At 49.4% G+C, this 19,419-nt stretch carries 18 protein-coding genes; 13 read left to right on the top strand and 5 right to left on the bottom strand.

The annotated features are described in order from the left end of the window. Positions 1-32: 32 nt before the first annotated feature. The 4 genes from GCWU000342_RS01265 to GCWU000342_RS01250 all read right to left on the bottom strand — a co-directional run bounded on the left by GCWU000342_RS01265 (position 33) and on the right by GCWU000342_RS01250 (position 4,469). A complete protein-coding gene (locus tag GCWU000342_RS01265; protein WP_006905359.1) occupies positions 33-1,049 on the bottom strand; it encodes a site-specific integrase in 1,017 nt (338 codons plus the stop codon). Between the two features lie 31 nt (positions 1,050-1,080). Continuing rightward, entirely contained in the window at positions 1,081-2,076 is a 996-nt protein-coding gene (locus tag GCWU000342_RS01260; RefSeq protein WP_045000091.1) for an IS30 family transposase, read from the bottom strand. A gap of 246 nt (positions 2,077-2,322) precedes the next feature. Next, the gene (locus GCWU000342_RS01255; protein WP_006905357.1) at positions 2,323-2,691 is read right to left on the bottom strand and encodes an EXLDI protein; all 369 of its coding nucleotides are present in this window, start codon (positions 2,689-2,691) and stop codon (positions 2,323-2,325) included. Positions 2,692-2,798: 107 nt separating this feature from the next. Further along, a complete protein-coding gene (locus GCWU000342_RS01250; RefSeq protein ID WP_045000089.1) occupies positions 2,799-4,469 on the bottom strand; it encodes a recombinase family protein in 1,671 nt (556 codons plus the stop codon). 239 nt (positions 4,470-4,708) lie between these two features. Between GCWU000342_RS01250 and GCWU000342_RS01245 the strand changes: the two genes are divergently transcribed. From GCWU000342_RS01245 to GCWU000342_RS09840, 13 genes are all read left to right on the top strand, one after another. Continuing rightward, the gene (locus tag GCWU000342_RS01245) at positions 4,709-5,791 is read left to right on the top strand and encodes a Cna B-type domain-containing protein (RefSeq protein WP_044958364.1); all 1,083 of its coding nucleotides are present in this window, start codon (positions 4,709-4,711) and stop codon (positions 5,789-5,791) included. Positions 5,792-6,234: 443 nt separating this feature from the next. Beyond that, positions 6,235-6,456: an acyl carrier protein gene (locus GCWU000342_RS01240; protein WP_049906773.1), complete on the top strand. Its 222-nt coding sequence runs from the start codon at positions 6,235-6,237 to the stop codon at positions 6,454-6,456. A gap of 4 nt (positions 6,457-6,460) precedes the next feature. Next, positions 6,461-7,405, top strand: a complete 945-nt coding sequence (gene fabK / locus GCWU000342_RS01235) for an enoyl-[acyl-carrier-protein] reductase FabK (protein WP_006905353.1) — start codon at positions 6,461-6,463, stop codon at positions 7,403-7,405. Further along, positions 7,393-8,292 (top strand): ACP S-malonyltransferase, encoded by a 900-nt coding sequence (locus GCWU000342_RS01230; RefSeq protein ID WP_006905352.1) that lies wholly within the window; start codon positions 7,393-7,395, stop codon positions 8,290-8,292. The genes fabK and GCWU000342_RS01230 overlap by 13 nt, the downstream gene beginning before the upstream one ends. Continuing rightward, entirely contained in the window at positions 8,289-9,017 is a 729-nt protein-coding gene (locus tag GCWU000342_RS01225) for a beta-ketoacyl-ACP reductase (RefSeq protein ID WP_006905351.1), read from the top strand. The genes GCWU000342_RS01230 and GCWU000342_RS01225 overlap by 4 nt, the downstream gene beginning before the upstream one ends. A gap of 546 nt (positions 9,018-9,563) precedes the next feature. Next, positions 9,564-10,805, top strand: a complete 1,242-nt coding sequence (gene fabF, locus GCWU000342_RS01220; RefSeq protein ID WP_045000084.1) for a beta-ketoacyl-ACP synthase II — start codon at positions 9,564-9,566, stop codon at positions 10,803-10,805. Between the two features lies 1 nt (position 10,806). Then, positions 10,807-11,253: an acetyl-CoA carboxylase biotin carboxyl carrier protein gene (gene accB, locus GCWU000342_RS01215; protein WP_006905349.1), complete on the top strand. Its 447-nt coding sequence runs from the start codon at positions 10,807-10,809 to the stop codon at positions 11,251-11,253. A 2-nt stretch (positions 11,254-11,255) separates the two neighbouring features. After that, positions 11,256-11,675: a 3-hydroxyacyl-ACP dehydratase FabZ family protein gene (locus GCWU000342_RS01210; RefSeq protein WP_006905348.1), complete on the top strand. Its 420-nt coding sequence runs from the start codon at positions 11,256-11,258 to the stop codon at positions 11,673-11,675. Further along, the gene (locus GCWU000342_RS01205) at positions 11,675-12,982 is read left to right on the top strand and encodes an acetyl-CoA carboxylase biotin carboxylase subunit (RefSeq protein WP_006905347.1); all 1,308 of its coding nucleotides are present in this window, start codon (positions 11,675-11,677) and stop codon (positions 12,980-12,982) included. Before GCWU000342_RS01210 ends, GCWU000342_RS01205 begins: the two co-directional genes overlap by 1 nt. Before the next feature lie 158 nt (positions 12,983-13,140). Continuing rightward, positions 13,141-14,043 (top strand): acetyl-CoA carboxylase, carboxyltransferase subunit beta, encoded by a 903-nt coding sequence (accD, locus tag GCWU000342_RS01200; RefSeq protein WP_083790703.1) that lies wholly within the window; start codon positions 13,141-13,143, stop codon positions 14,041-14,043. Between the two features lie 204 nt (positions 14,044-14,247). Next, entirely contained in the window at positions 14,248-15,057 is an 810-nt protein-coding gene (accA, locus tag GCWU000342_RS01195; RefSeq protein ID WP_006905344.1) for an acetyl-CoA carboxylase carboxyl transferase subunit alpha, read from the top strand. A 370-nt stretch (positions 15,058-15,427) separates the two neighbouring features. After that, a complete protein-coding gene (locus GCWU000342_RS09845; protein WP_006905342.1) occupies positions 15,428-17,605 on the top strand; it encodes a hypothetical protein in 2,178 nt (725 codons plus the stop codon). A gap of 27 nt (positions 17,606-17,632) precedes the next feature. Continuing rightward, the gene (locus tag GCWU000342_RS09840) at positions 17,633-18,751 is read left to right on the top strand and encodes an alpha/beta hydrolase (RefSeq protein WP_006905341.1); all 1,119 of its coding nucleotides are present in this window, start codon (positions 17,633-17,635) and stop codon (positions 18,749-18,751) included. A gap of 12 nt (positions 18,752-18,763) precedes the next feature. Here GCWU000342_RS09840 and GCWU000342_RS01180 read toward each other — a convergent pair whose 3' ends face one another. Beyond that, positions 18,764-19,366 carry a cytidylate kinase-like family protein gene (locus tag GCWU000342_RS01180; RefSeq protein ID WP_044958382.1) on the bottom strand — a complete coding sequence of 201 codons (603 nt, stop codon included), beginning with the start codon at positions 19,364-19,366 and terminating at the stop codon, positions 18,764-18,766. Between the last annotated feature and the right edge of the window lie 53 nt (positions 19,367-19,419).

Below are 19,419 nucleotides of genomic sequence, written 5' to 3'. Positions count from 1 at the left end.
GCGGGTTTTTCTATGTCGTGTCATATCTCGTGTCATACATATTTAATCATGGCGTCAAAAGCTACGTTAATTCGGTCGTTTTCTGAAGCTGCATAATCGGTCAGTGCATGGCGGTAAATGCTTTTTAAAACTCCATCAGATTCCCAGCCACCACGCTGCATGATATAAGCGTCTGGCATTCCAAGCGCATGAAGCTGAGAGGCGCAGAAGTGCCGGAGAGAGTGAAAACGCATGTGCGTCACGCCTGTATCACGAAGAAGCCGCAGAAAGCGTCTTTGTAGTGCGTTCGGAAAGATGTCTACCAACTTCCCGTTTATGCCCTGCATAGCCTTTGTAACACTTTGAGGGAGAGATATATACCTGTCCCCGGCATTGGTTTTCGTCAGCTTTTCATGCCACTGCCCTTTTTCGTCCTCAACGATGGCAGAGTGGACATGTAACACGTTCCCTTCGAGGTCGTTACTTGTCACTGCGCAAATCTCGGATCGGCGTAAGGGGCCGTAAGCTGCCAATAAGAGCGCCCGGTACATGATGGGATCATCCTCGGCGCCTTTGAGAAGTCTCTGTATATCCGATTCTGAGGGTATGTAGATCGTGTCCGGGGATTTCTGCGGTAGTTTAGTAGAAAGACTGAAATCAGGCCGAAAGCGGCGCATTATGGCAGATATGAAGCCGTGCACATTGTGTGTAGTCTTTGGGGCATGAGTTTTTGAAAAGCTAGAGATAAAAGACTGGATTTGTCCCTGTGTAATTTCGTTGACCTGAACAGCCTCAATTGGCTCAATCTGCTTACACGCAGTTACATACCCCCGGATTGTCGAGGGAGAGAGTACTGGCCTTCGCTCATCAATGTAAGCCTCTGCCGCCTCTGCCATTGTCATTCGGCCTGCAGATTGACTGATTGAGGTCTGCCAGATGCTTGCTTTTCGCTCTGCTTCCTTCTTTGTTTTACTCGTAAATGACTTATAGTGCTTTTTCCCGCTCTGATCGGTGTACTGATAAATTCGGACTCTGTAGTTGCCTGAGGGTAATTTCCTGGCTGTGGCCATAGTGCACCTCCTTTTTTTTTCGCTTGAATTGTCAAGCTAAGTGCAACACGATTGAATGATAGACTTCATAGGGTGTTTTGAATCCAAGGCATTTTCGTGGTCGTTTGTTCATTTCATCCACTTTGCTTTGTATATATTCTTCTGTCACATCATCAAGGTCGTAACTCTTAGGAAAATACTCTCTAAGAAGTCCATTTGTATTTTCATTTGTTCCTCGTTGCCAAGGATGATGTGGCAGCGGAAAATAAAATTTAACCTTTTCGAGTGCAAGGGAAATTTCAGCGTGTTTCGCAAATTCCATGCCTCGATCAGGTGTAATTGAGTGACAAGGTTGCCCTGTAAGACAGGAAATCATAGTATCTCTTACAGACACAGAATCTTTCTTCTTGGCTTTAGAACTTAGAAGAAAACGACTCTTTCTGTCAACCAGAGTAACAAGGCAAGCCCCGCCTCTCTTGCCAATAACCGTATCGGCTTCCCAATCTCCTATGCGGATTCGGTTATTAGCTTCCTTAGGTCTATCTGAAATATTGTTGCTGATTGGAATTTTCCCGCGTTTTTCAATGTACCATTGTGCATGTCGTGATTTCCCACGATGACGAAGTTTGCGGATGGCACCACGATTACCATTCGAAGCACGTTCCTTGTCAGTGTCAAACATTCCAGAATATATAGCACGATATATTGTTGCATAACTGATATATCGCTCGGATTTCTCCAGTTTTAGCCGACCACATATTTGTTCAGGTGACCATTTTAATTTTAGAAACTTATCTCTAACATATTTGAATATTTTAGGATTAGAGAGTTTGAGTTTAGGTTTGCAGTTGGTACGACGTTTCAAATATTTAGTATGAGCTACACTTGGTGAATAAGCTCCCTTATAGCTGTTGCGAGCTATTTCTCTGGAGACTGTTGACTTATCACGATGAATAGTCTTGGCTATATAGGTCAATGTTTTATTCTGAGAGTGGAGAAGAAATATCTTTTCTCTCTCAATTGGTGTAAGATGTTTGTAATGACTCATAGTTCCTCCTTGGATTTTGGATGTCTTAGCAAACACCATTATACCAAGGCTATGAGTCATTTTTTAATTGTTGCACTTAGAGTGTATATTCAAGCAAAGAAAAAACAGTAAACCAATTTGATTTACTGTTTTGTAAGTTGCTATATTATTGTTTTTATTTAATTGTTTTACTTCGACAAACGGAGATTTGAATATATGAGTATAAAGATCTTATATTTTAATAATTACTCTAATTAAACCAGTGGATTAAATGTCTAATATTTCTAAAATCTCTCCATTTTTATATTTTAACTCTATTTTTTCAATCAGTTCTTTTCCTAAATGTTTACTAAAGGTGCTTAGTTCTGAAGAAATCTCAAAAATAATATCATGTTCAACATTATCTGGAATAAAATCTGGATTATAACTATCTTTATTTGACCAATAATTCCAATTTACATCCGTTCTTTCATAATAAACATAATTTTGTTTTCTTGTAACATATACTCTTTTATTAGTTAATTTTCTTCCGTTTTCAGATTTGAAAAAATCAGAATATAATTTCATGCCTTCAAATTGCTTATATTCTCTGATTTTATTATTTGAAACGTTTAATTTTATTTCTTTATATTCCATAAATTACCTCCATATATTCAAAAATTGGACAAAAGTGAAAATCAAGGAACCCAAGGAAAACAAATTCCAATTTTTCTCTCTGAATAATTAATAACATTTTACCATTTTCAAGCCATTTTTTCCATATCAACTTTCTGTGGCACTTGACAGTTGCCTATAAAATTAAAATACACATCGACTTGTTGTTTTCTATCTTTGCCTTTTCTTCCTCCTGTGGCTTCGTATACTACAACTTTTTCTATATACTCATTTATCATTGCTACTGTCAGTTCTTCAATGTCGGTATATTTCTCTATCATTTTTAGGAATTTATCGCTGTCAACTTTTCTCTGATGATAGCTTTCTATTTCTTGTTCAAAATACTGTATTTGATTTTCTAAGTCTTGTTGCTCCGTATCATAGGTATTAAATAATCTATCAAAGTGTTTTACAGGAATTTTTCCAAGTGCGTGGTCTTCATATAGCTTTGTAATAAGGGTTGTTAGTTCTTCATTTCTTGAAGATAATTTTTCTAATTTCGTTTTATCATCTTGATACTTTTCTTCCCTTTTTTCATCGGATAATTTGTTCATCACTTTTAGAAATTCTTGCTTTTCTTCTTTGGCAAAGTCTGTGATTTCTTTGATTGATTTTAATAGAATTTCATTCACTGTTTTTACTTTGATATAGTGCATACTACAAGTTCCTTTTCTGTGTCTGTAATGTTGGCATACAAAAGAGTAATCACTATCATATTTCTTTGCTTTATGTTCTGCCGGCTCTCTGTAACTTAATTTTCCTCCACAATCTGCACAGATTAAAAGTCCTGTAAATGGGTGTGATGTTGTCCCGTACTTTGGACTTCTTCTTACTGTTTTTCTTAGCCTCCTCGCATTGTTCCATGTTTCTTCGTCAATGATGGCTTCATGGGTATTTTTGAAGATAATCAGTTCATCTTCTTTTGCCTTTCTGCGTTTCTTGGTTTTGTAATCAAGGCATATTGTTTTACCAAGTACGGTATGTCCCATATATTCTCTTTTTTCTAAGATATAGCCTACTGTAGTTGGTGTCCAAAAATACGGGTCTTCTATTCCTCTTTTCTTGGAGCTATGGTTATTTTCGGGGTAATGTATTTGGGCATAGGCTGATGGGATAAGGACTTTATCTTTGGTTAGTATATCTGCTATCTGTGTTACTCCATATTCCTCTATTACAAGCCTGTAAATGCGTTTTACGACCTTTGCACTCTCTTTATCGACAAGTAGCTCCTGTTTGTTCTTTGGGTTTCTAAAATAGCCGTATGGAACGCTTGGCGATACTCTTTTGCCTTCTTCCATTCTTGCTCTGAAGATGGATTGTATTTTTCTTGAGGTATCTCTTGCATACCATTCATTCATAATATTTAGAAATGGGGTAAAGTCGCTTTCTGCTTGTTTCTCACTGTCTATTCCGTTGTTGATAGCAATAAACCTTACTCCCTTTTCTTTGAAAAGTATTTCGGTGTAAAAGCCTACTTTGAGGTAATCTCTGCCAAACCTACTCATATCTTTTACTATCACAGTAGATACTTTGTTTTCCTCTACTGCTTTTATCATCTTTTGAAATCCCTGTCTATCAAAGGTTGTTCCGCTTACTCCGTCATCGGTATAGTGATAGATATTTACAAAGCCGTTTCTTTTCGCATAGCTTTCAAGTAGCTGCTTCTGATTGGTGATTGAATTGCTTTCTCCTTGCATTTCATCATCACGACTTAAACGCTCATAAAGGGCTGTTTGTCCTGTTCTTTTCATATTTGACATGAGAATTACCTCCTTTCCAAGTTTTTTATTTTCTCTGTCCCTAAGAGGTTAATCCTTTTGGCTGGGTCAGGACAGAGATCCTGCAGATATGAGAAATATCTCATAGGAAAGAGAAGGGGGAAAGAATGAAATTAAGCAAGCTTATAGGGATATTATTGTGCCTGCTTTTGGCAATTGGGAGTATCTTCCCGTCTTCAGGTGCAAGGGTGTATGCCCAGGAAAATACTCCAAGAAAGGCTGTGAACAAAACTTCTGTAGATGTTCAAAAGATCTGGGTGGGACCCAAGAAAGATTCTGCTACAGTTAAGCTTCTTGGCGATGGAAAGGATACCGGCAGAAGACTTGTCCTGAATGAGGCGAACTCATGGAAAAGCAGCTTTAAAGATATTCCTGAAACGGATGATACGGGGTATATCAGATACACCGTGGAAGAGGAGCCGATCCCCGGCTATAAGAGTATCGTTTTGGGGAACAGCAAAGACGGCTTTCAGATTAAGAATACCAATGTCGAGACCTTTTCGGTTCATGTGACCAAGAAATGGATTGGGAAAGAGGCTCGACTAGTTCATGTTATATTGATGGGAGATGATAAGCAGGCAGGCAGTGTAGACCTGATCAGGGATAATGGCTGGACTCATGTCTTTGAAAATGTGCCTAAGTACGATGAGAAGGATGGTCATGAGATTGCCTACAAGCTGAAGGAAGCCTATTATCAACTGGAAGATAACGAGAATGAAGGGGCTACCTATGATACAAAGATTACAGGGGATGCCAAGTCAGGTTTTGTGATTACCAATACCAATAATGAGGAAGTTGGCTTTGAAGTAATTAAGAAATGGGTCGGAAAAGAGGGCGCTTCCGCGACCATTCGGCTGCTGGCGGATGGCCGGGTGAAACAGACTGCAACACTGAGCAGGGCGAATAACTGGAAATATGTAATTGATGGCGGTCTGCGCAGATATGATCCTGTGGATGGTCATGAGATCGACTACAAGGTGGAAGAGGATCCCGTAGAGGGTTACAAAACCAGTTACTCCAGTGAGCTTGGTTACAGGATTCTAATCACCAATACGGAGATCAATTCGAAGACACCGGAGCAGCCTAAGAATCCGGAGCAACCCAAAACACCGGAGCAGCCCGAAACACCGGAGCAGTCCAAGACTCTGGATAAGCCGAATACAGTTGTTAAGGTAAAGACAGGGCAGACCTCCAAGGCACCTAAGACAAGTGATCTGGGAAGCCTTCCGATTTACGGAAGTATTCTGCTTCTGAGTCTGACAGGTATCAGTATCTTGTTCGGAAAGAAAAGAAGAATGAAATAAGACAGGAAGGTGTAATGTAAAAGAGTATTCGTGATATACGTCCTGCATAATGCCCTGCAAGTCATTGCCATGACTTGCAGGGTTATTTTGTTGCGCTTTTTCCAGACTGGGTTAAAATACAACCCTTTTTTCTCTAACTGCGACTTGTAAGACAGAATATTTGGAAGAAAGAGAGGGAGTAAATGGAATGTTATAAGATCAAAAAGCTGTTCAAATTTCACAGAATAGCCCTACTTTTGGAACGCTTTTGGAACAGAAAAGGGGCACGAGGGGAACAGGGAATATCTAAGATAAAGACTGACCGCTGATGAGGCTGTTTGGTGAAAATGCGAGGAATACCCTGCATCGAGAGGATCGTCTCTTTCCCGGCTGATATGGAAATGAGCTGTCAGGAATTTAGTGGTCATCTTACCGAAAACAGATTTCATATGGAGGATTTGAACATGTATTTCGACGTTATTGCTAAAGTAGTTGCCGACCGCATCGGTGTGGATCCGTCTACCATCAAACCGGAGAGTACTTTTGCAGATCTGGGGATTGACTCACTGGATACGGTTGATCTGCTTATGAGTCTTGAGGATGAACTCGGTGTTGAGATTGACTTGGAAGAACCGGTTGCAACGATCGCCGATCTTGATAAGTTCATCCAGTCCAAGAAGGGTTGAGTTCATGAAGCAGTCTAAGATTTGTCAGATTCTTGGCATCGAGTACCCCGTCTTTCAGGGCGGTATGGCCTGGATTGCAGATGGAAAGCTGGCCGCCGCCGTCTCCAATGGCGGTGGGTTGGGCATCATTGCAGCGGGAAATGCTCCGGCAGACTATGTCCGCGAGCAAATTCAAATTGCCAGGGAACTGACGAATAAGCCCTTTGGCGTCAACATCATGCTGATGAGCCCCTTTGCGGCAGACATTGCCGCGCTCGTCATCGAGGAGGAAGTACCTGTTGTCACCACCGGCGCCGGCAACCCCGCCAGGTATATGAAGGCCTGGAAGGAAGCAGACATTAAGGTCGTCCCCGTCGTCGCTTCTGTGGCTATGGCCAGGCTTATGACCCGCATCGGGGCCGCGGCTCTCATCGCTGAGGGGGGAGAGTCCGGCGGTCATGTGGGTGAATTGACAACGATGGTATTAGTTCCGCAGATTGTGGACGCCACAGACCTGCCTGTTCTGGCAGCCGGTGGTATTGCCGATGGCCGGGGCTTTGCGGCCGCTATTATGCTGGGAGCCTGCGGCGTACAGATGGGGACTCGTTTTCTCTCTGCGGAAGAATGCACCATTTCTCCTGTCTACAAGGAGCAAGTCTTAAAGGCCAATGACCTGTGTACTATGGTGACAGGAAAGAAGCTGGGGCATCCCGTCAGGAGTCTTCGCACCAAGTTCGCCCGGGAATATGCCAAAAAAGAGTTCTCCGATCTGCCTGAGGATCAGCTTGAAGCGCTGGGTACCGGCGCCCTGCGCAAGGCTGTACAGGACGGCAACCTCGATGAGGGATCCTTTCTCTGCGGACAGATCGCAGCCATGGTCAAGAGGGAAGAGCCGGCAGCCGACATCATTACCGATGTGGTAACTGGCGCAGAGAAAGTTCTGGAAGGAGCAAGCGCATGGCTAAAGTAGCATTTGTCTTTTCCGGACAGGGGGATCAGTACCCCGGTATGGGAGCAGATCTTGCGCAGACTTCCGAAGCGGCAGAAAAAATCTTCGCTGTCTGTGATGAAATCCGGCCCGGTACCTCGGCTATGTGCTTCGGGGGAAGTGCCGAGGATTTGGGGGTTACCAGCAATACACAGCCCTGTCTATATGTCATGGAGTTAGCGGCGGCCGAGGCCCTTGCCGAGAGAGGCCTGCAGGCCGACTGCGTCGCCGGCTTTTCGTTGGGAGAGGTTGTCGCTGCGGCATTTGCCGGGTATTACTCTGTTCAGGCGGGATTTCGGCTGGTTATGAGGCGCGGGGAACTCATGCAGGCTTGCGCCGACAGGGTCAGGACCTCTATGGTGGCTGTCCTAAAGCTGTCCTCCGAGAAAGTGGAAGAGTTGGCAGGACATTTCGGCCAGGTCTATCCCGTTAACTATAACTGTCCAGGTCAGATTTCTGTTGCGGGCCAGGCGGATCAGATGAGGAAATTTATGGCAGAGGTTTGGGAGAATGGCGGAAGGGCTGTGCCTCTTAAGGTGGCCGGCGCTTTCCACTCTCCTTTCATGGAGGGAGCCAGAGAGCCTTTCGCCAGTGCAATTGATGAGGAATTGGAGAAGAGTCCGATCGGGGCCATACCCCTCTATTCGGATGTGACAGCTCAACCCTATGGGGAGAACTTTACCGAGCTTCTCTCATCACAGCTCTGCAATCCTGTTCGCTGGGAGCAGCTGGTTCGCAATATGATGGAATCGGGCGTTGATACATTCGTGGAGATTGGCCCTGGAAGAACGCTGACCAACATGATTCATAGAATTTCCGTTGATGTCAAGGCGGTTTCCTATCGGGAGATGCTGGAGGAGAATGCATGATCAAGGAGAAGACGGCTCTTGTGACAGGAGCTTCCAGAGGACTGGGAGAGGCCATTGCCAAAAGACTGGCCTCGGAAGGGGCCAATATCGCGGCCGTCTATGCAGGAAATGCCGACAAGGCCCAGGCGGTTTGTGATTTCTGCCAGGAAAACTACGGCGTAAAGGCCAGAGCTTATCAGTGTGATGTGGCGGACTTCGCTGCTGCCAAGGAACTGGTAAGCAGGGTCAGAGAGGACTTCGAAGGCTTTCAGATTCTGGTGAATAATGCGGGGATTACGAGAGACGGATTGATTCTTTGCATGAAGGAAGAGGATTTCGACGCGGTTGTGGATACCAATCTCAAGGGCGCTTTTAACATGATCCGACATGCATCCGGTCTTTTCCTGCGCCAGAGAGAAGGGGCCATTGTCAATGTCAGTTCTGTCACGGGTCTGATGGGAAATCCCGGTCAGGCCAACTATGCGGCCTCCAAGGCGGGACTGATCGGCCTGACCAAGACGGTGGCCAAGGAGCTGGCAGCGAAAGGGATTCGCTGTAATGCAGTTGCCCCGGGTTTCATCGCCACAGATATGACACGGGATCAGAAAGAGAATCCTATGGTACAGATGATTCCTATGGGGCGGATGGGAAGGCCTCAGGATGTGGCGGACGCCGTGTCCTATCTGCTTAATGCCCCCTATGTCACAGGAGAAGTACTGCGTGTCGACGGCGGAATCGGGATGTGATGATCAAGCGGAAAGAATCATGAGCGCATGACACGCTTGCGTGCTCAGGCGCTCATGATTCGAGATGTGCCCTACATGAGCATGAAGCCATGCGAAGCAGGGCGAGAATGCGAATGTAGGGAGGATTGCGAGAGCGCGAAGCGCGGAGCAATCCGTGATCATCACGGAGACAGAATCGTTGAAATTTCCCTGCGCATGACACGCTTGCGTGCTCAGGCGCTCATGATTCGAGATGTGCCCTACATGAGCATGAAGCCATGCGAAGCAGGGCGGGAATGCGAATGTAGGGAGGATTGCGAGAGCGCGAAGCGCGGAGCAATCTGTGATCATCATAGAGATAGAATCGTTGAAATTTCCCTGCGCATGAGACGCTTGCGTGCTCAGGCGCTCATGATTCGAGACGTGCTCTACATGAGCATGAAGCCATGCGAAGCAGGGCGGGAATGCGAATGTAGGGAGGATTGCGAGAGCGCGAAGCGCGGAGCAATCCGTGATCATCACGGAGACAGAAGAGACAGATCAGTTGAAGTTATTTTGGAGGAAGCAATGAGCGAAGATAGAAGAGTGGCAGTAACCGGGATGGGAGCCATCACCCCTCTGGGAAACAGTGTCAGCGAGACCTGGGAGGCCATGAAGGCAGGTAAGAATGGTATTGCCAGGATCACCCAGTTCGATCCGGAAGGCTTCAAGGCGACTCTGGCCGCAGAGGTTAAGGATTTTGACCCCGGACAGTATCTAGAGAAGCAGGAGATCTTGAGAACGGATCGCTTCACCCAGTTCGCCGTGGCCGCGGCCCAGCAGGCGGCAGAGGATTCCGCAATCGAGGGCAAGGTCAATCCTGACAGGTTCTCTGTTCTCTTCGGAACCGGAATCGGCGGCATCGAGACCTTCGAGAGGGAGCACAGAAATCTTATGGAGCGAGGCCCCAGGCGTGTCTCCGCCCTCTTTGTCCCTATGATGATCTGCAATATGGCAGCCGGTATGATTGCCATCCGCCACGACTGCAGAGGGACGGCCATGCCGGCAGTGACTGCCTGTGCTTCAGCCTCTAACGCGATCGGAGAGGCCATGCGCCTGATTCGTCATGGCTATGCCGATGCTGTCATCACAGGTGGAACCGAGGCGGCTGTCTGCCCGTCATCTGTTGCTGGTTTTGCCAACATGAAGGCTCTGTCCACTTCCACGGATCCCAATGCGGCCTCTCTGCCCTTTGATAAGCGGCGCAATGGTTTTGTCATAGGAGAGGGTGCAGTATCACTGGTGCTTGAGGAATATGAGCACGCCAGAGCCCGCGGAGCAAGAATCTACGGTGAGATCTGTGGATATGGAACCACCTGTGACGCCTACCATATCACTTCCCCGGAGCCCAATGCCCGCGGCGCTGCCAAGGCAATGGAAGATGCCATGCGAGAGGCGGGTTATACGGAGGCAGATCATGTCTATCTCAACGCGCACGGAACCGGAACCCCTATGAATGATCTGGTGGAGTGCAAGGCGGTTCATGCGGCATTTGGCGACGCAAATGCCAGAAAGCCCTGGGTCTCCTCTACCAAATCTATGACGGGTCACATGTTGGGGGCCGCCGGTGCTGTGGAGGCATTGGCCTCTCTCTTTGCCCTGGAGGAGGGAATTGTTCCTCCTACTATTAACCTGATGGAGCAGGACGAGAACTGTGATCTCAATTATGTCGCAGGCCAGGCTTTGCAGGAGAATCTGACCCTGGCTTTATCCAACTCTCTTGGTTTTGGAGGCCATAATGTCTGCCTGGCATTCAGAAAGGTGAAATAAGATGAACGAGAAGGAAATCAGAAAGTATGCCGGTCTGATGAAGGAATTGGATCTGACCGGTCTTGAGATCACCAATGATGAGACAAAAGTTCGATTAGAGCGCGGCAGCGAGCTTGTTTCCGTCCTTCCTTCGGCTGGCACCGCCGGTGACCCGGCAGCTTGTGATACAGGGAAAATGCAGAAGAAAGAGGGAGCGGATGCGGCTGCATCCGAAGGCAAGACGATCACTTCGCCTCTGGTAGGTATTTTCTACGCGGCGGCGGAGGAGAACGGCAAGCCCTTCGTTGCCGTCGGAGATCATGTCAAAAAGGGACAGACACTCTGCATCGTCGAAGCTATGAAACTGCTCAACGAGGTGACCGCAGAGGAGGATGGGGTGATCAAACAAATCTGCGCCTCCAATGGACAGCTGGTTGAATATGGAACAGCGCTTTTTGTCATGGAGTGATTATGAATCGTCAAGAAATTATGGAGATGATCCCTCACAGGGACCATATGCTTCTGCTGGATGACGCGGAGCTGATCGACGGGGAAGCCGTCGCTCATTACCATGTGACCGGGGACGAGTTTTTCCTAAAGGGGCATTTCCCGGGAAATCCCATCGTGCCCGGCGTGATTCTCTGCGAGATCCTGGCCCAGTCGGCCTGTGTTCTCATGCAAGAGGGCCTAAAAGAAGGCAAACTGCCGGTTTACACGGGACTGAACAATGTCAGGTTCCGCGCTCCGGTTAGGCCCGGTGATCGAGTCACGGCCAGATGCCATGTCACCAGATCCAGAGGAATGTTCTACTTCTGCAGCGGAACCATCAAGGTGGAAGACCGCCTCTGCGTTTCCGCGGATTTTTCTTTTGCCATCACAGGAGGCGTCTGATGTTTTCGAAGATCCTGATTGCCAACCGCGGTGAGATTGCGGTGCGAATCATCCGCGCCTGCAAGGAGATGGGGATCGCAACGGTTGCGGTCTACTCCACGGCAGACCGGGAGGCCTTCCATGTGGCTCTGGCAGACCAGGCTGTCTGCATCGGCGGGCCCGAAGCGACGGAGTCCTATCTGAATGAGAGCCAGATCATATCGGCTGCCCTTATGACCGGTGCCCAGGCCATACATCCGGGATATGGCTTTCTCTCAGAAAATGCCCATTTCGCCGGACTTTGCCGGGAGAACGGCATTGTCTTTATCGGTCCGGATCCGGAGTCCATGGAGAAGTTCGCCGACAAGGCCATTTTAAAAGAGTTGGTGGACGATGCCGGTCTTCCGGTTATCCCCGGGACCGAGGCAGTGCCGACTCTGGCCGAAGCCATCACTTTGGCCAATAAGATCGGCTATCCGGTGATGCTTAAGGCCTGTTCCGGAGGCGGTGGAAGAGGCATTCGCCTGATCCGAAGTGACGAGGAACTGACCCGCGCCTTCCCTGAGGCCACCCAGGAAGCAGTCACAGCTTTCGGCGACGGGGCCCTCTATTTGGAGAAATATATTTTCCCGGCCCGTCATATTGAGCTGCAGATCTTAGCTGATGAGCAGGGGCATGTGGTCTGTCTGGGAGAGAGAGACTGCTCCCTGCAGCGCCGCAATCAGAAGCTTCTGGAGGAGACCCCATCCCCGGCTGTCTCTGATAAGCAGAGGGCAAAGATGATCAGGCTGGTCACTAGGGCGGCCAAGAAGATCGGTTATGTAGGTGCCGGCACCATGGAGTTCCTCTATGACACAAAGGGCAGCTTCTGGTTCATGGAGATGAATCTGCGTCTGCAGGTAGAGCACTGTGTGACCGAGATGCTGACCTCTGTCGACATCGTCAAGTGGCAGATCCGCATAGCGGCAGGCATCCCACTGGATTTTGACCAGGAGCAGGTACGTTTGACGGGTTCTTCCATTGAATGCCGCATTAATGCCATGGGGATCGGACGGCTGAATATGCTGCATGTGCCCGGAGGGCTCAATGTTCGTTTTGATACCTGCCTGATTCAGGGAATGACCATGTCTCCCTACTATGACTCCCTCATGGGCAAACTGGTTGTCTATGCAAGAAGCCGGGAGGAGGCCCTGCGCAAGATGAGGGCGGCCCTCTGTGAACTGGTGATTGATGGGATTCCAAGCAACGTAAACGAGCAGCTCAAGATTGTCGAGGATGAGCGCTTTACTTCAGGGAATTATGATCTGACCTTCCTCGGGAATAAGTAAACCGAAGAAACTGATGCCTTGAACCCATGGGTGAGAGACGATGCAAATGGCCTCTTATGACAGGGAAGTGATGCGTAAGATCATGTGGATTGTTTTCTTTGATGGGAACATGGCGCAGACAAGGGAATATCAGCTGATATAAGGAAATGAGACAAAGTATGGCTCTGCATTTTAGAAAACCGAAAAACACACTTGAGTTTGGAGGGAGAACGGCCTATGAGGCAGAGGGAGACAGCGGTGAAGCAGTCAGGAAATGTCCTAATTGTCACAAGGAGATCCCGCTCTCTGTCCTACAGGAAAACGAGCAGGTCTGTCCCTGTGGCCATCATTTTCGCCTCAGAGCCAGAGCCCGTTTGCGTCTGCTCTTGGACAAGGGGAGCTTCCGGGAACTCTATGGGAATCTGATTTCAGAGAATCCCCTTGCCTTTGAGGGCTATGACGAGAAACTGGAGAAGGTGAGGGCAGACACCGGGGAGACGGAAGCGGTTATCACGGGAGTTGGCAGGATCAAGGGAATTTTCACGGCTGTCTTTGCCATGGACCCCTATTTCATGATGGGGTCTATGGGGTCTATTGTGGGTGAGAAGATCACCCGTCTCTTTGAGTATGCGATTCGGCAGCACCTGCCAGTCATAGGCTTTACGGCCTCCGGAGGAGCCCGTATGCAGGAGGGGCTTCTCTCTCTTATGCAGATGGCCAAGACTTCGGCAGCAGTCAAGTGGCATTCAGACGCGGGACTCCTCTATGTCACAGTTCTGACGGATCCCACTACAGGAGGAGTGACCGCTTCTTTTGCAATGGAGGGAGATTTGATCCTGTCCGAGCCGGACGCTCTGGTCGGTTTCGCCGGAGCCCGCGTCATTGAGCAGACCACCAGAAAACGTCTGCCTCAGGGCTTTCAGAGGGCGGATTTCCTCTTAGAGCACGGCTTCTGCGATGCCATCATGGACCGAAGAGAGCAGAGAGAGGGACTGGCGCAGATCCTTTTGATGCACGGGTGTGGCGTCGAGGCAAAGGAGAGCGCAAAGAAGAGTGCAGAGGAAAGCGCAGAGAAGGTGTAGAGAAGAGCATTGAGAAGGGAGCAGAGGAAAGCTCAGAGAAGAGTATAGAGAAGAGAGAGAACATGAAATCTTGTCGCTAGGAAAGCGATGCGGGGAAATGTTGGCGGGCTGACCGGGTTGAGAACAAGTTGATTTCAGAGCCTTGCAGGGGCCGGAGATGTCCGGGAGTCAGCTGGAAATCAGGATTGAAAAAGCGAGAAGAAAATGGCAAAAAAAGAGACCTTAACTCCATATGATCGCGTGCGGAAAGCCAGAGACGCCAGGCGTCCCACCAGCCTGGATTACATCGGTGGGCTCCTGGACAGCTTTATAGAGCTTCACGGAGACCGCAGGTATGCCGATGATCCCGCCATTATCGGTGGCATCGGTTTCCTGGGGGATCAGCCGGTAACCGTGGTCGCCATTGAGAAAGGGCACAATCTGAAAGAGCGTAAGCTCCGTAACTTCGGAGGCCCAAAGCCGGAGGGATACCGCAAGGCCCTTCGTCTCATGAAACAGGCGGAGAAGTTCGGACGACCGGTCATCTGTCTGATCGATACCGCCGGAGCCTTCTGCGGGATCGGAGCCGAAGAGCGCGGCCAGGGGCTGGCAATCGCCGAAAATATGATGGAAATGTCCACCCTGTCTGTCCCGATTATCTCTGTTTTGATCGGCGAGGGCGGTTCCGGCGGCGCACTGGGTCTGGGACTGGCAGACCGGGTCTGGATGCTGCAGAATAGCTATTATTCCGCCATCTCTCCCGAGGGCTGCGCTTCCATCCTCTGGAAGGATGCCAAGCGGGCCGACCAGGCGGCGGCAAACCTGCGTCTGACCGCAGAGGACGCCAGAGATCTGGGCGTTGCGGACCGCATTATTTTAGAGCGGGAACTCGGCAGCGATAAATTCTACGCAAGGATGAAGAGAGCTCTTCTGGAGGAGATCAAGCGCCTGGAAGCGGATCCGGATTTGCTGAATCATCGCTATATGCGATTTCGCGGGATCGGGCAGCAGGCGCAGGGTAAGAAAAATATTTGATCAATGAAAACGATCAGTAAACCAAATTAGACTATGGAATAAAACGGATTGGCCTAATCTCAACATTTCAGATATTGTTCTGCCAGCCGTCTCACTTCATTCTGCATTTGACAAACGACTTTGCCATATTGAAGTTCTTGAAGGTTTCCTGTCCCTCATGCACAGCATCGACAACGTACAGATCTTTCATCTTATCCACACGATAATGCTTGATCCTGTCCGCAAAAATATCATAAGACTCCAGTTTTTTGATGATTTCCTGCATTGTCGGCGAATGCTGGTCATCTGTTGCCCGATTGACAGGATGATCCGCATATGAGATTTGTGTTAAAGTAAGGGAGAACATAGGCGGTTTGAATGGGAGATTTGAATGCCGGATTTACAGGGGCAGGGTCAATGCGATCAGAAGATGAAGGAGATCAGCGGATCTCGAAGCTACTTGTTTTCGGGAGACAAGGAGGAGATAGTGGATATACCTGATCGGGTTAATCAGATCAAAAACGACCCCGATCGGGTTTATTCAATCGATCTGAGCTCAGATCTGAGTTCAGATTTGACTTCAAAAGAGAAAACTCTTGACCATGTGAGAGTCCTGGAGCAGGAGGAGGTCCTTGCGCGGACAGGTATTTTCCCGGAGGATCTGGCCAAGTATCAGGACTTTCTGGCCAGGGCAGGACAAATGCCGGGCCAAATGCTTCATTTGGACTATCGCCTGATTACAGATACCGGACAGATCCATTATGTCCGCGAAAGCCTGTGGACCTGCGAGAGAGAGGGCAAAATCAAGGGAGAGGCTTTCATCACGGATATTTCAGATCTCATGCGGGCAAACGAGGATCTACGCTTTCTCAATGAGACCATACCCTGCGGCTTTCTCAAGTACACCTGTGAGAAACAGCCCAGGGTGACCTATGTGAATCGCCGTATGCTTGAGATGATGCATATTGATCCGGACGACAGGAGCTTAAGGAAAGAAGTCGCCCCTTATATGAATGACATTCTGCTGACGGTTCCCATGAAGGAAAGGAAGCGCTTCTCCTCCTATCTGAATCTGGTTCGCCGCCTCAACAGCCCGGTGGCGGGGGAGATGACCCTCCTGGCCCCTGACGGCAGCAGGATCCGGGTCTATGGCTGGGTTACCAGGATCCATTTAGCTGATGGAACCGAGGAGTTCCAGTCTGTTTGCATGGATATCACGGCGCAATATCGCCGCAAGAGAAAGCAGGAGGATATCCGCTATCTGCGCGCCCTCTCCGATGTCTATGAGGAGATTTTCAAGTATGATCTGAGCGAGAACACCGTTACCTGCCTGCACTCCGGTCCGGGTTCCGCCTTTACGAGCTTCGAGAATATCGCCATGCAGACTACAGACGCCGCTGACCGCTGGCTGAGACAGACGGTCGCGGAGGAGGATCAGGATGCGGTCAGAAGCTTTCTGCTCAGAGAGTCCCGTGAGAAGATGCTCCTTCCGGGAGAACTGCCTCCTCAGATCAGCTTTCACGGCAGGAGTGAGGGGAAGGCGCTGTATAAGGCGATTTTTATCAAGTTCAACGAGATCAGCAATTTCCTCTGTGTCCGCCGCAGCCCTGACGAGGAGACCAGGGCCAGCCTGGTCAGCCAGAATGAGCGCCTGCGCAAGAATATGAAGGGCTTGATTCAGAACTTCACGGATGGGGTGGCGGCCTTTGAGGTCATGCCAAATAATTATGTCCGCCCTCTCTATGCCTCTGAAAATGTGGCGGAATTCTTCGGAGTCAGCGAGGAGCGCTGGATGAAGCTGGTTGAGGACGGAATCCCCCTGGAGGATCTGGCAATTTATTCCGAGGCGTCTCTGGAGGATTTTGAGAAGCTCCTGGAGGACGGCGAGGGTGAGTTTACCTACTTCGACTTCAATCGGGGAGAGGACCGGCGGATCAAGGCGATCTGCTCCCAGAGAGACAAGGACGGAAAGAAGCCCCGCTATATCATGCTCTATCGTATGAATGAGCCCGGAAGAGGATTTGCGGGAGGCAGAGGAAGGGCAGGAGAGGACGCGGCCCCTTTGGACCGGCAGAGTGCCAATGACGGGACTCTCGCGATAGATAAGGGGCAGGATAGGGAAGTGTCAGAGGTTTTCATCCGCACCTTCGGTTATTTTGACGTCTTTGTGGGCGGCAAGCCCATCGCCTTTCGAAACAAGAAATCCAAGGAGCTTCTGGCCCTTTTGGTGGATCGACGCGGAGGCTTTATCTCCTCAGACGAGGCCGTCTCCTTTCTCTGGGAGGATGAATTTGTCACAGCGGTAACACTTTCCCGCTATCGGAAGGTGGCCCTGCGCCTGAAGAATCTCCTGGAGGAGTATGGAATTGCTGATATTGTGGAGAGCGTCGATGGAAAACGGCGAATCGTCCCCGAGCGCGTTTCCTGTGATCTCTACGAGTATCTGGAGGGGGAGCAGGAGCATAAGAGTCTCTTTACAGGCTCTTATCTGAGCAATTATTCCTGGGGAGAGGCGACTTTGGCGGGACTTTTAGCCCAGAGGAGCGAGATCGGAGATATTTTTGTCTGAGCGCTCAGAAGGCAGGAGGGAAGCTTGATGCAATGGAAGAATCAGGGGAAACTGAAAAAACTCATCCTGACTTACCTGGCCGGATCAGCCCTCCTGACAGTGGGATCAGGGCTGCGCATGGAGTGGATCAACCGCAGGGGAAATGACACGGAGCGCGGGCGAAAGCGGATCAGAGCGCTTATGGGCCAGGGACGCTTTCAGCAGTTTCCCCTTTTCTCTTTAGATGAAATTGCCAGAGAGAGAAAGCTGGGACAGGTGCGCCTGTCTGTCTTTTTGAGAGATACAGAAGAAGATTGGGAAGACAAGAGCCGGATTCGACAGAATCGCCGAGTGATTCCTGCAAACAGCGAGAGTTCCGGGGCGAAGAATAAATCAGCTGAGGAGATGAAATGCATAAATAAATGCGGTAAATCAGATCGGCGCAAGTTCGCCATCATTTGTCCGGGAGGGGGATACGCGCACTTGTGTACGGACAAGGAGGGATATGCCATCGCGGCCCGCCTGAACGAGCTGGGTTACAGCTGCTTTGTCCTGGAATATCGAACCGGTTTTGCCGCCCGCTCCTATGCGCCGACACAGGATTTGGCCCGGGCGGTCTCCTATGTGACAGAGCACGCGGATCAATTTGATGTGGATCCCGAGGATTACGCCCTGATCGGATTCTCCGCCGGAGGGAACCTGGTGGGGCTCTACGGAACGGAGAAATACGGATGGAAGGCCTATGGGACAGCCAAACCCGGAGCCATTATCATGGGCTATCCCTGGACCAATATCAATCACTGGATGGATCATCCCTATTGGAACATATGGAAGGGACTGATCGGGCTCTACTTCACAGAGCGATCCAACCTGTATTACTTTGGCATAAGGCAGTCGAAGGCCAAGCGGGATTCTGTGTGTGTGCAGAAGTGGATCACAGAGAGTTTTCCGCCCACCTATATGTTCTCCGGGGCCATGGACGTGTTGACTCCGGCCAGCCATCACGCGGACGTGATGGCCCAGGCCCTGGAGGAGAAACATATCCCCTGTCTCTATCACAAGTACTTTCGCCTGCCGCACGGGATCGGACTGGGCATAGGAACCCAGGCCCAGGGCTGGCTTGAGGAGGCGACAGAATTCTGGGAGAAGGAGACCGGGCAGACGTAGAACAGACGCCTTTTACCTGTCCATGGCCTTTGCCATATCGCAGATGATGTTAACGCAGTTATCCTCGCCCAGGCTGCCGCTGTCCAGATTGATATCGTAGTTGTGATAGTCACCCCAGATCTGGTCCGTGTAGTAGCGATAGTAGGTCTTGCGCTGCTTGTCTTTTTTCTCCAGCCGCTTCTTGGGATTGACGTTCTCAATCACCTCATAGCGGTCCTTGATCCGCTCGATCCGGTGCTCCATATCGGAGTGGATAAAGACGTTCAGAGACCGGATATCGGTGTTGCGCAGAATGTAGTCGGAGCAGCGGCCGACGATGACGCAGGGGCCCTTGGCCGCGTAGTCTAAGATGACTCTGCGCTGGGCCAGGAAGATCTCATCCTGAGGACTCTGGAAGTACATAGCACTGGCCGCAGACACGTCAAACCAGTTGTTGCTGCCGCTGGAATACTCCCCCTGATCCTCAATCATGGTCTCGGCATAGCCGCTGTCCTGAGCGACACGGGTGACAATCTGTCCGTCGTAAAAAGGGATCCCAAGCTTCTCGGCGACTTTCTTTCCAATCGTGTGTCCGCCACTGCCGAATTCACGGGAAATGGTAATTACAGGATACATAGATGCCCCCTTTCGAGAATGCTTTTTCTGTACTTTTATTTTAATCTGACCGA

It is taken from the genome of Shuttleworthella satelles DSM 14600 (genome assembly GCF_000160115.1).
Classification (GTDB): domain Bacteria; phylum Bacillota; class Clostridia; order Lachnospirales; family Lachnospiraceae; genus Shuttleworthia; species Shuttleworthia satelles.
This window is presented reverse-complemented; position numbering and strand designations above follow the sequence as displayed.

What these genes read in the sequence shown, in the direction of transcription:
- GCWU000342_RS01265 (WP_006905359.1), bottom strand. Translation starts at nt 1,049, where the DNA reads ATGGCCACAGCCAGGAAATTACCCTCAGGCAACTACAGAGTCCGAATT.
- GCWU000342_RS01260 (WP_045000091.1), bottom strand. Translation starts at nt 2,076, where the DNA reads ATGAGTCATTACAAACATCTTACACCAATTGAGAGAGAAAAGATATTT.
- GCWU000342_RS01255 (WP_006905357.1), bottom strand. Translation starts at nt 2,691, where the DNA reads ATGGAATATAAAGAAATAAAATTAAACGTTTCAAATAATAAAATCAGA.
- GCWU000342_RS01250 (WP_045000089.1), bottom strand. Translation starts at nt 4,469, where the DNA reads ATGTCAAATATGAAAAGAACAGGACAAACAGCCCTTTATGAGCGTTTA.
- GCWU000342_RS01240 (WP_049906773.1), top strand. Translation starts at nt 6,235, where the DNA reads ATGTATTTCGACGTTATTGCTAAAGTAGTTGCCGACCGCATCGGTGTG.
- fabK (WP_006905353.1), top strand. Translation starts at nt 6,461, where the DNA reads ATGAAGCAGTCTAAGATTTGTCAGATTCTTGGCATCGAGTACCCCGTC.
- GCWU000342_RS01230 (WP_006905352.1), top strand. Translation starts at nt 7,393, where the DNA reads ATGGCTAAAGTAGCATTTGTCTTTTCCGGACAGGGGGATCAGTACCCC.
- GCWU000342_RS01225 (WP_006905351.1), top strand. Translation starts at nt 8,289, where the DNA reads ATGATCAAGGAGAAGACGGCTCTTGTGACAGGAGCTTCCAGAGGACTG.
- fabF (WP_045000084.1), top strand. Translation starts at nt 9,564, where the DNA reads ATGAGCGAAGATAGAAGAGTGGCAGTAACCGGGATGGGAGCCATCACC.
- accB (WP_006905349.1), top strand. Translation starts at nt 10,807, where the DNA reads ATGAACGAGAAGGAAATCAGAAAGTATGCCGGTCTGATGAAGGAATTG.
- GCWU000342_RS01210 (WP_006905348.1), top strand. Translation starts at nt 11,256, where the DNA reads ATGAATCGTCAAGAAATTATGGAGATGATCCCTCACAGGGACCATATG.
- GCWU000342_RS01205 (WP_006905347.1), top strand. Translation starts at nt 11,675, where the DNA reads ATGTTTTCGAAGATCCTGATTGCCAACCGCGGTGAGATTGCGGTGCGA.
- accD (WP_083790703.1), top strand. Translation starts at nt 13,141, where the DNA reads ATGGCTCTGCATTTTAGAAAACCGAAAAACACACTTGAGTTTGGAGGG.
- accA (WP_006905344.1), top strand. Translation starts at nt 14,248, where the DNA reads ATGGCAAAAAAAGAGACCTTAACTCCATATGATCGCGTGCGGAAAGCC.
- GCWU000342_RS09845 (WP_006905342.1), top strand. Translation starts at nt 15,428, where the DNA reads ATGCCGGATTTACAGGGGCAGGGTCAATGCGATCAGAAGATGAAGGAG.
- GCWU000342_RS09840 (WP_006905341.1), top strand. Translation starts at nt 17,633, where the DNA reads ATGCAATGGAAGAATCAGGGGAAACTGAAAAAACTCATCCTGACTTAC.
- GCWU000342_RS01180 (WP_044958382.1), bottom strand. Translation starts at nt 19,366, where the DNA reads ATGTATCCTGTAATTACCATTTCCCGTGAATTCGGCAGTGGCGGACAC.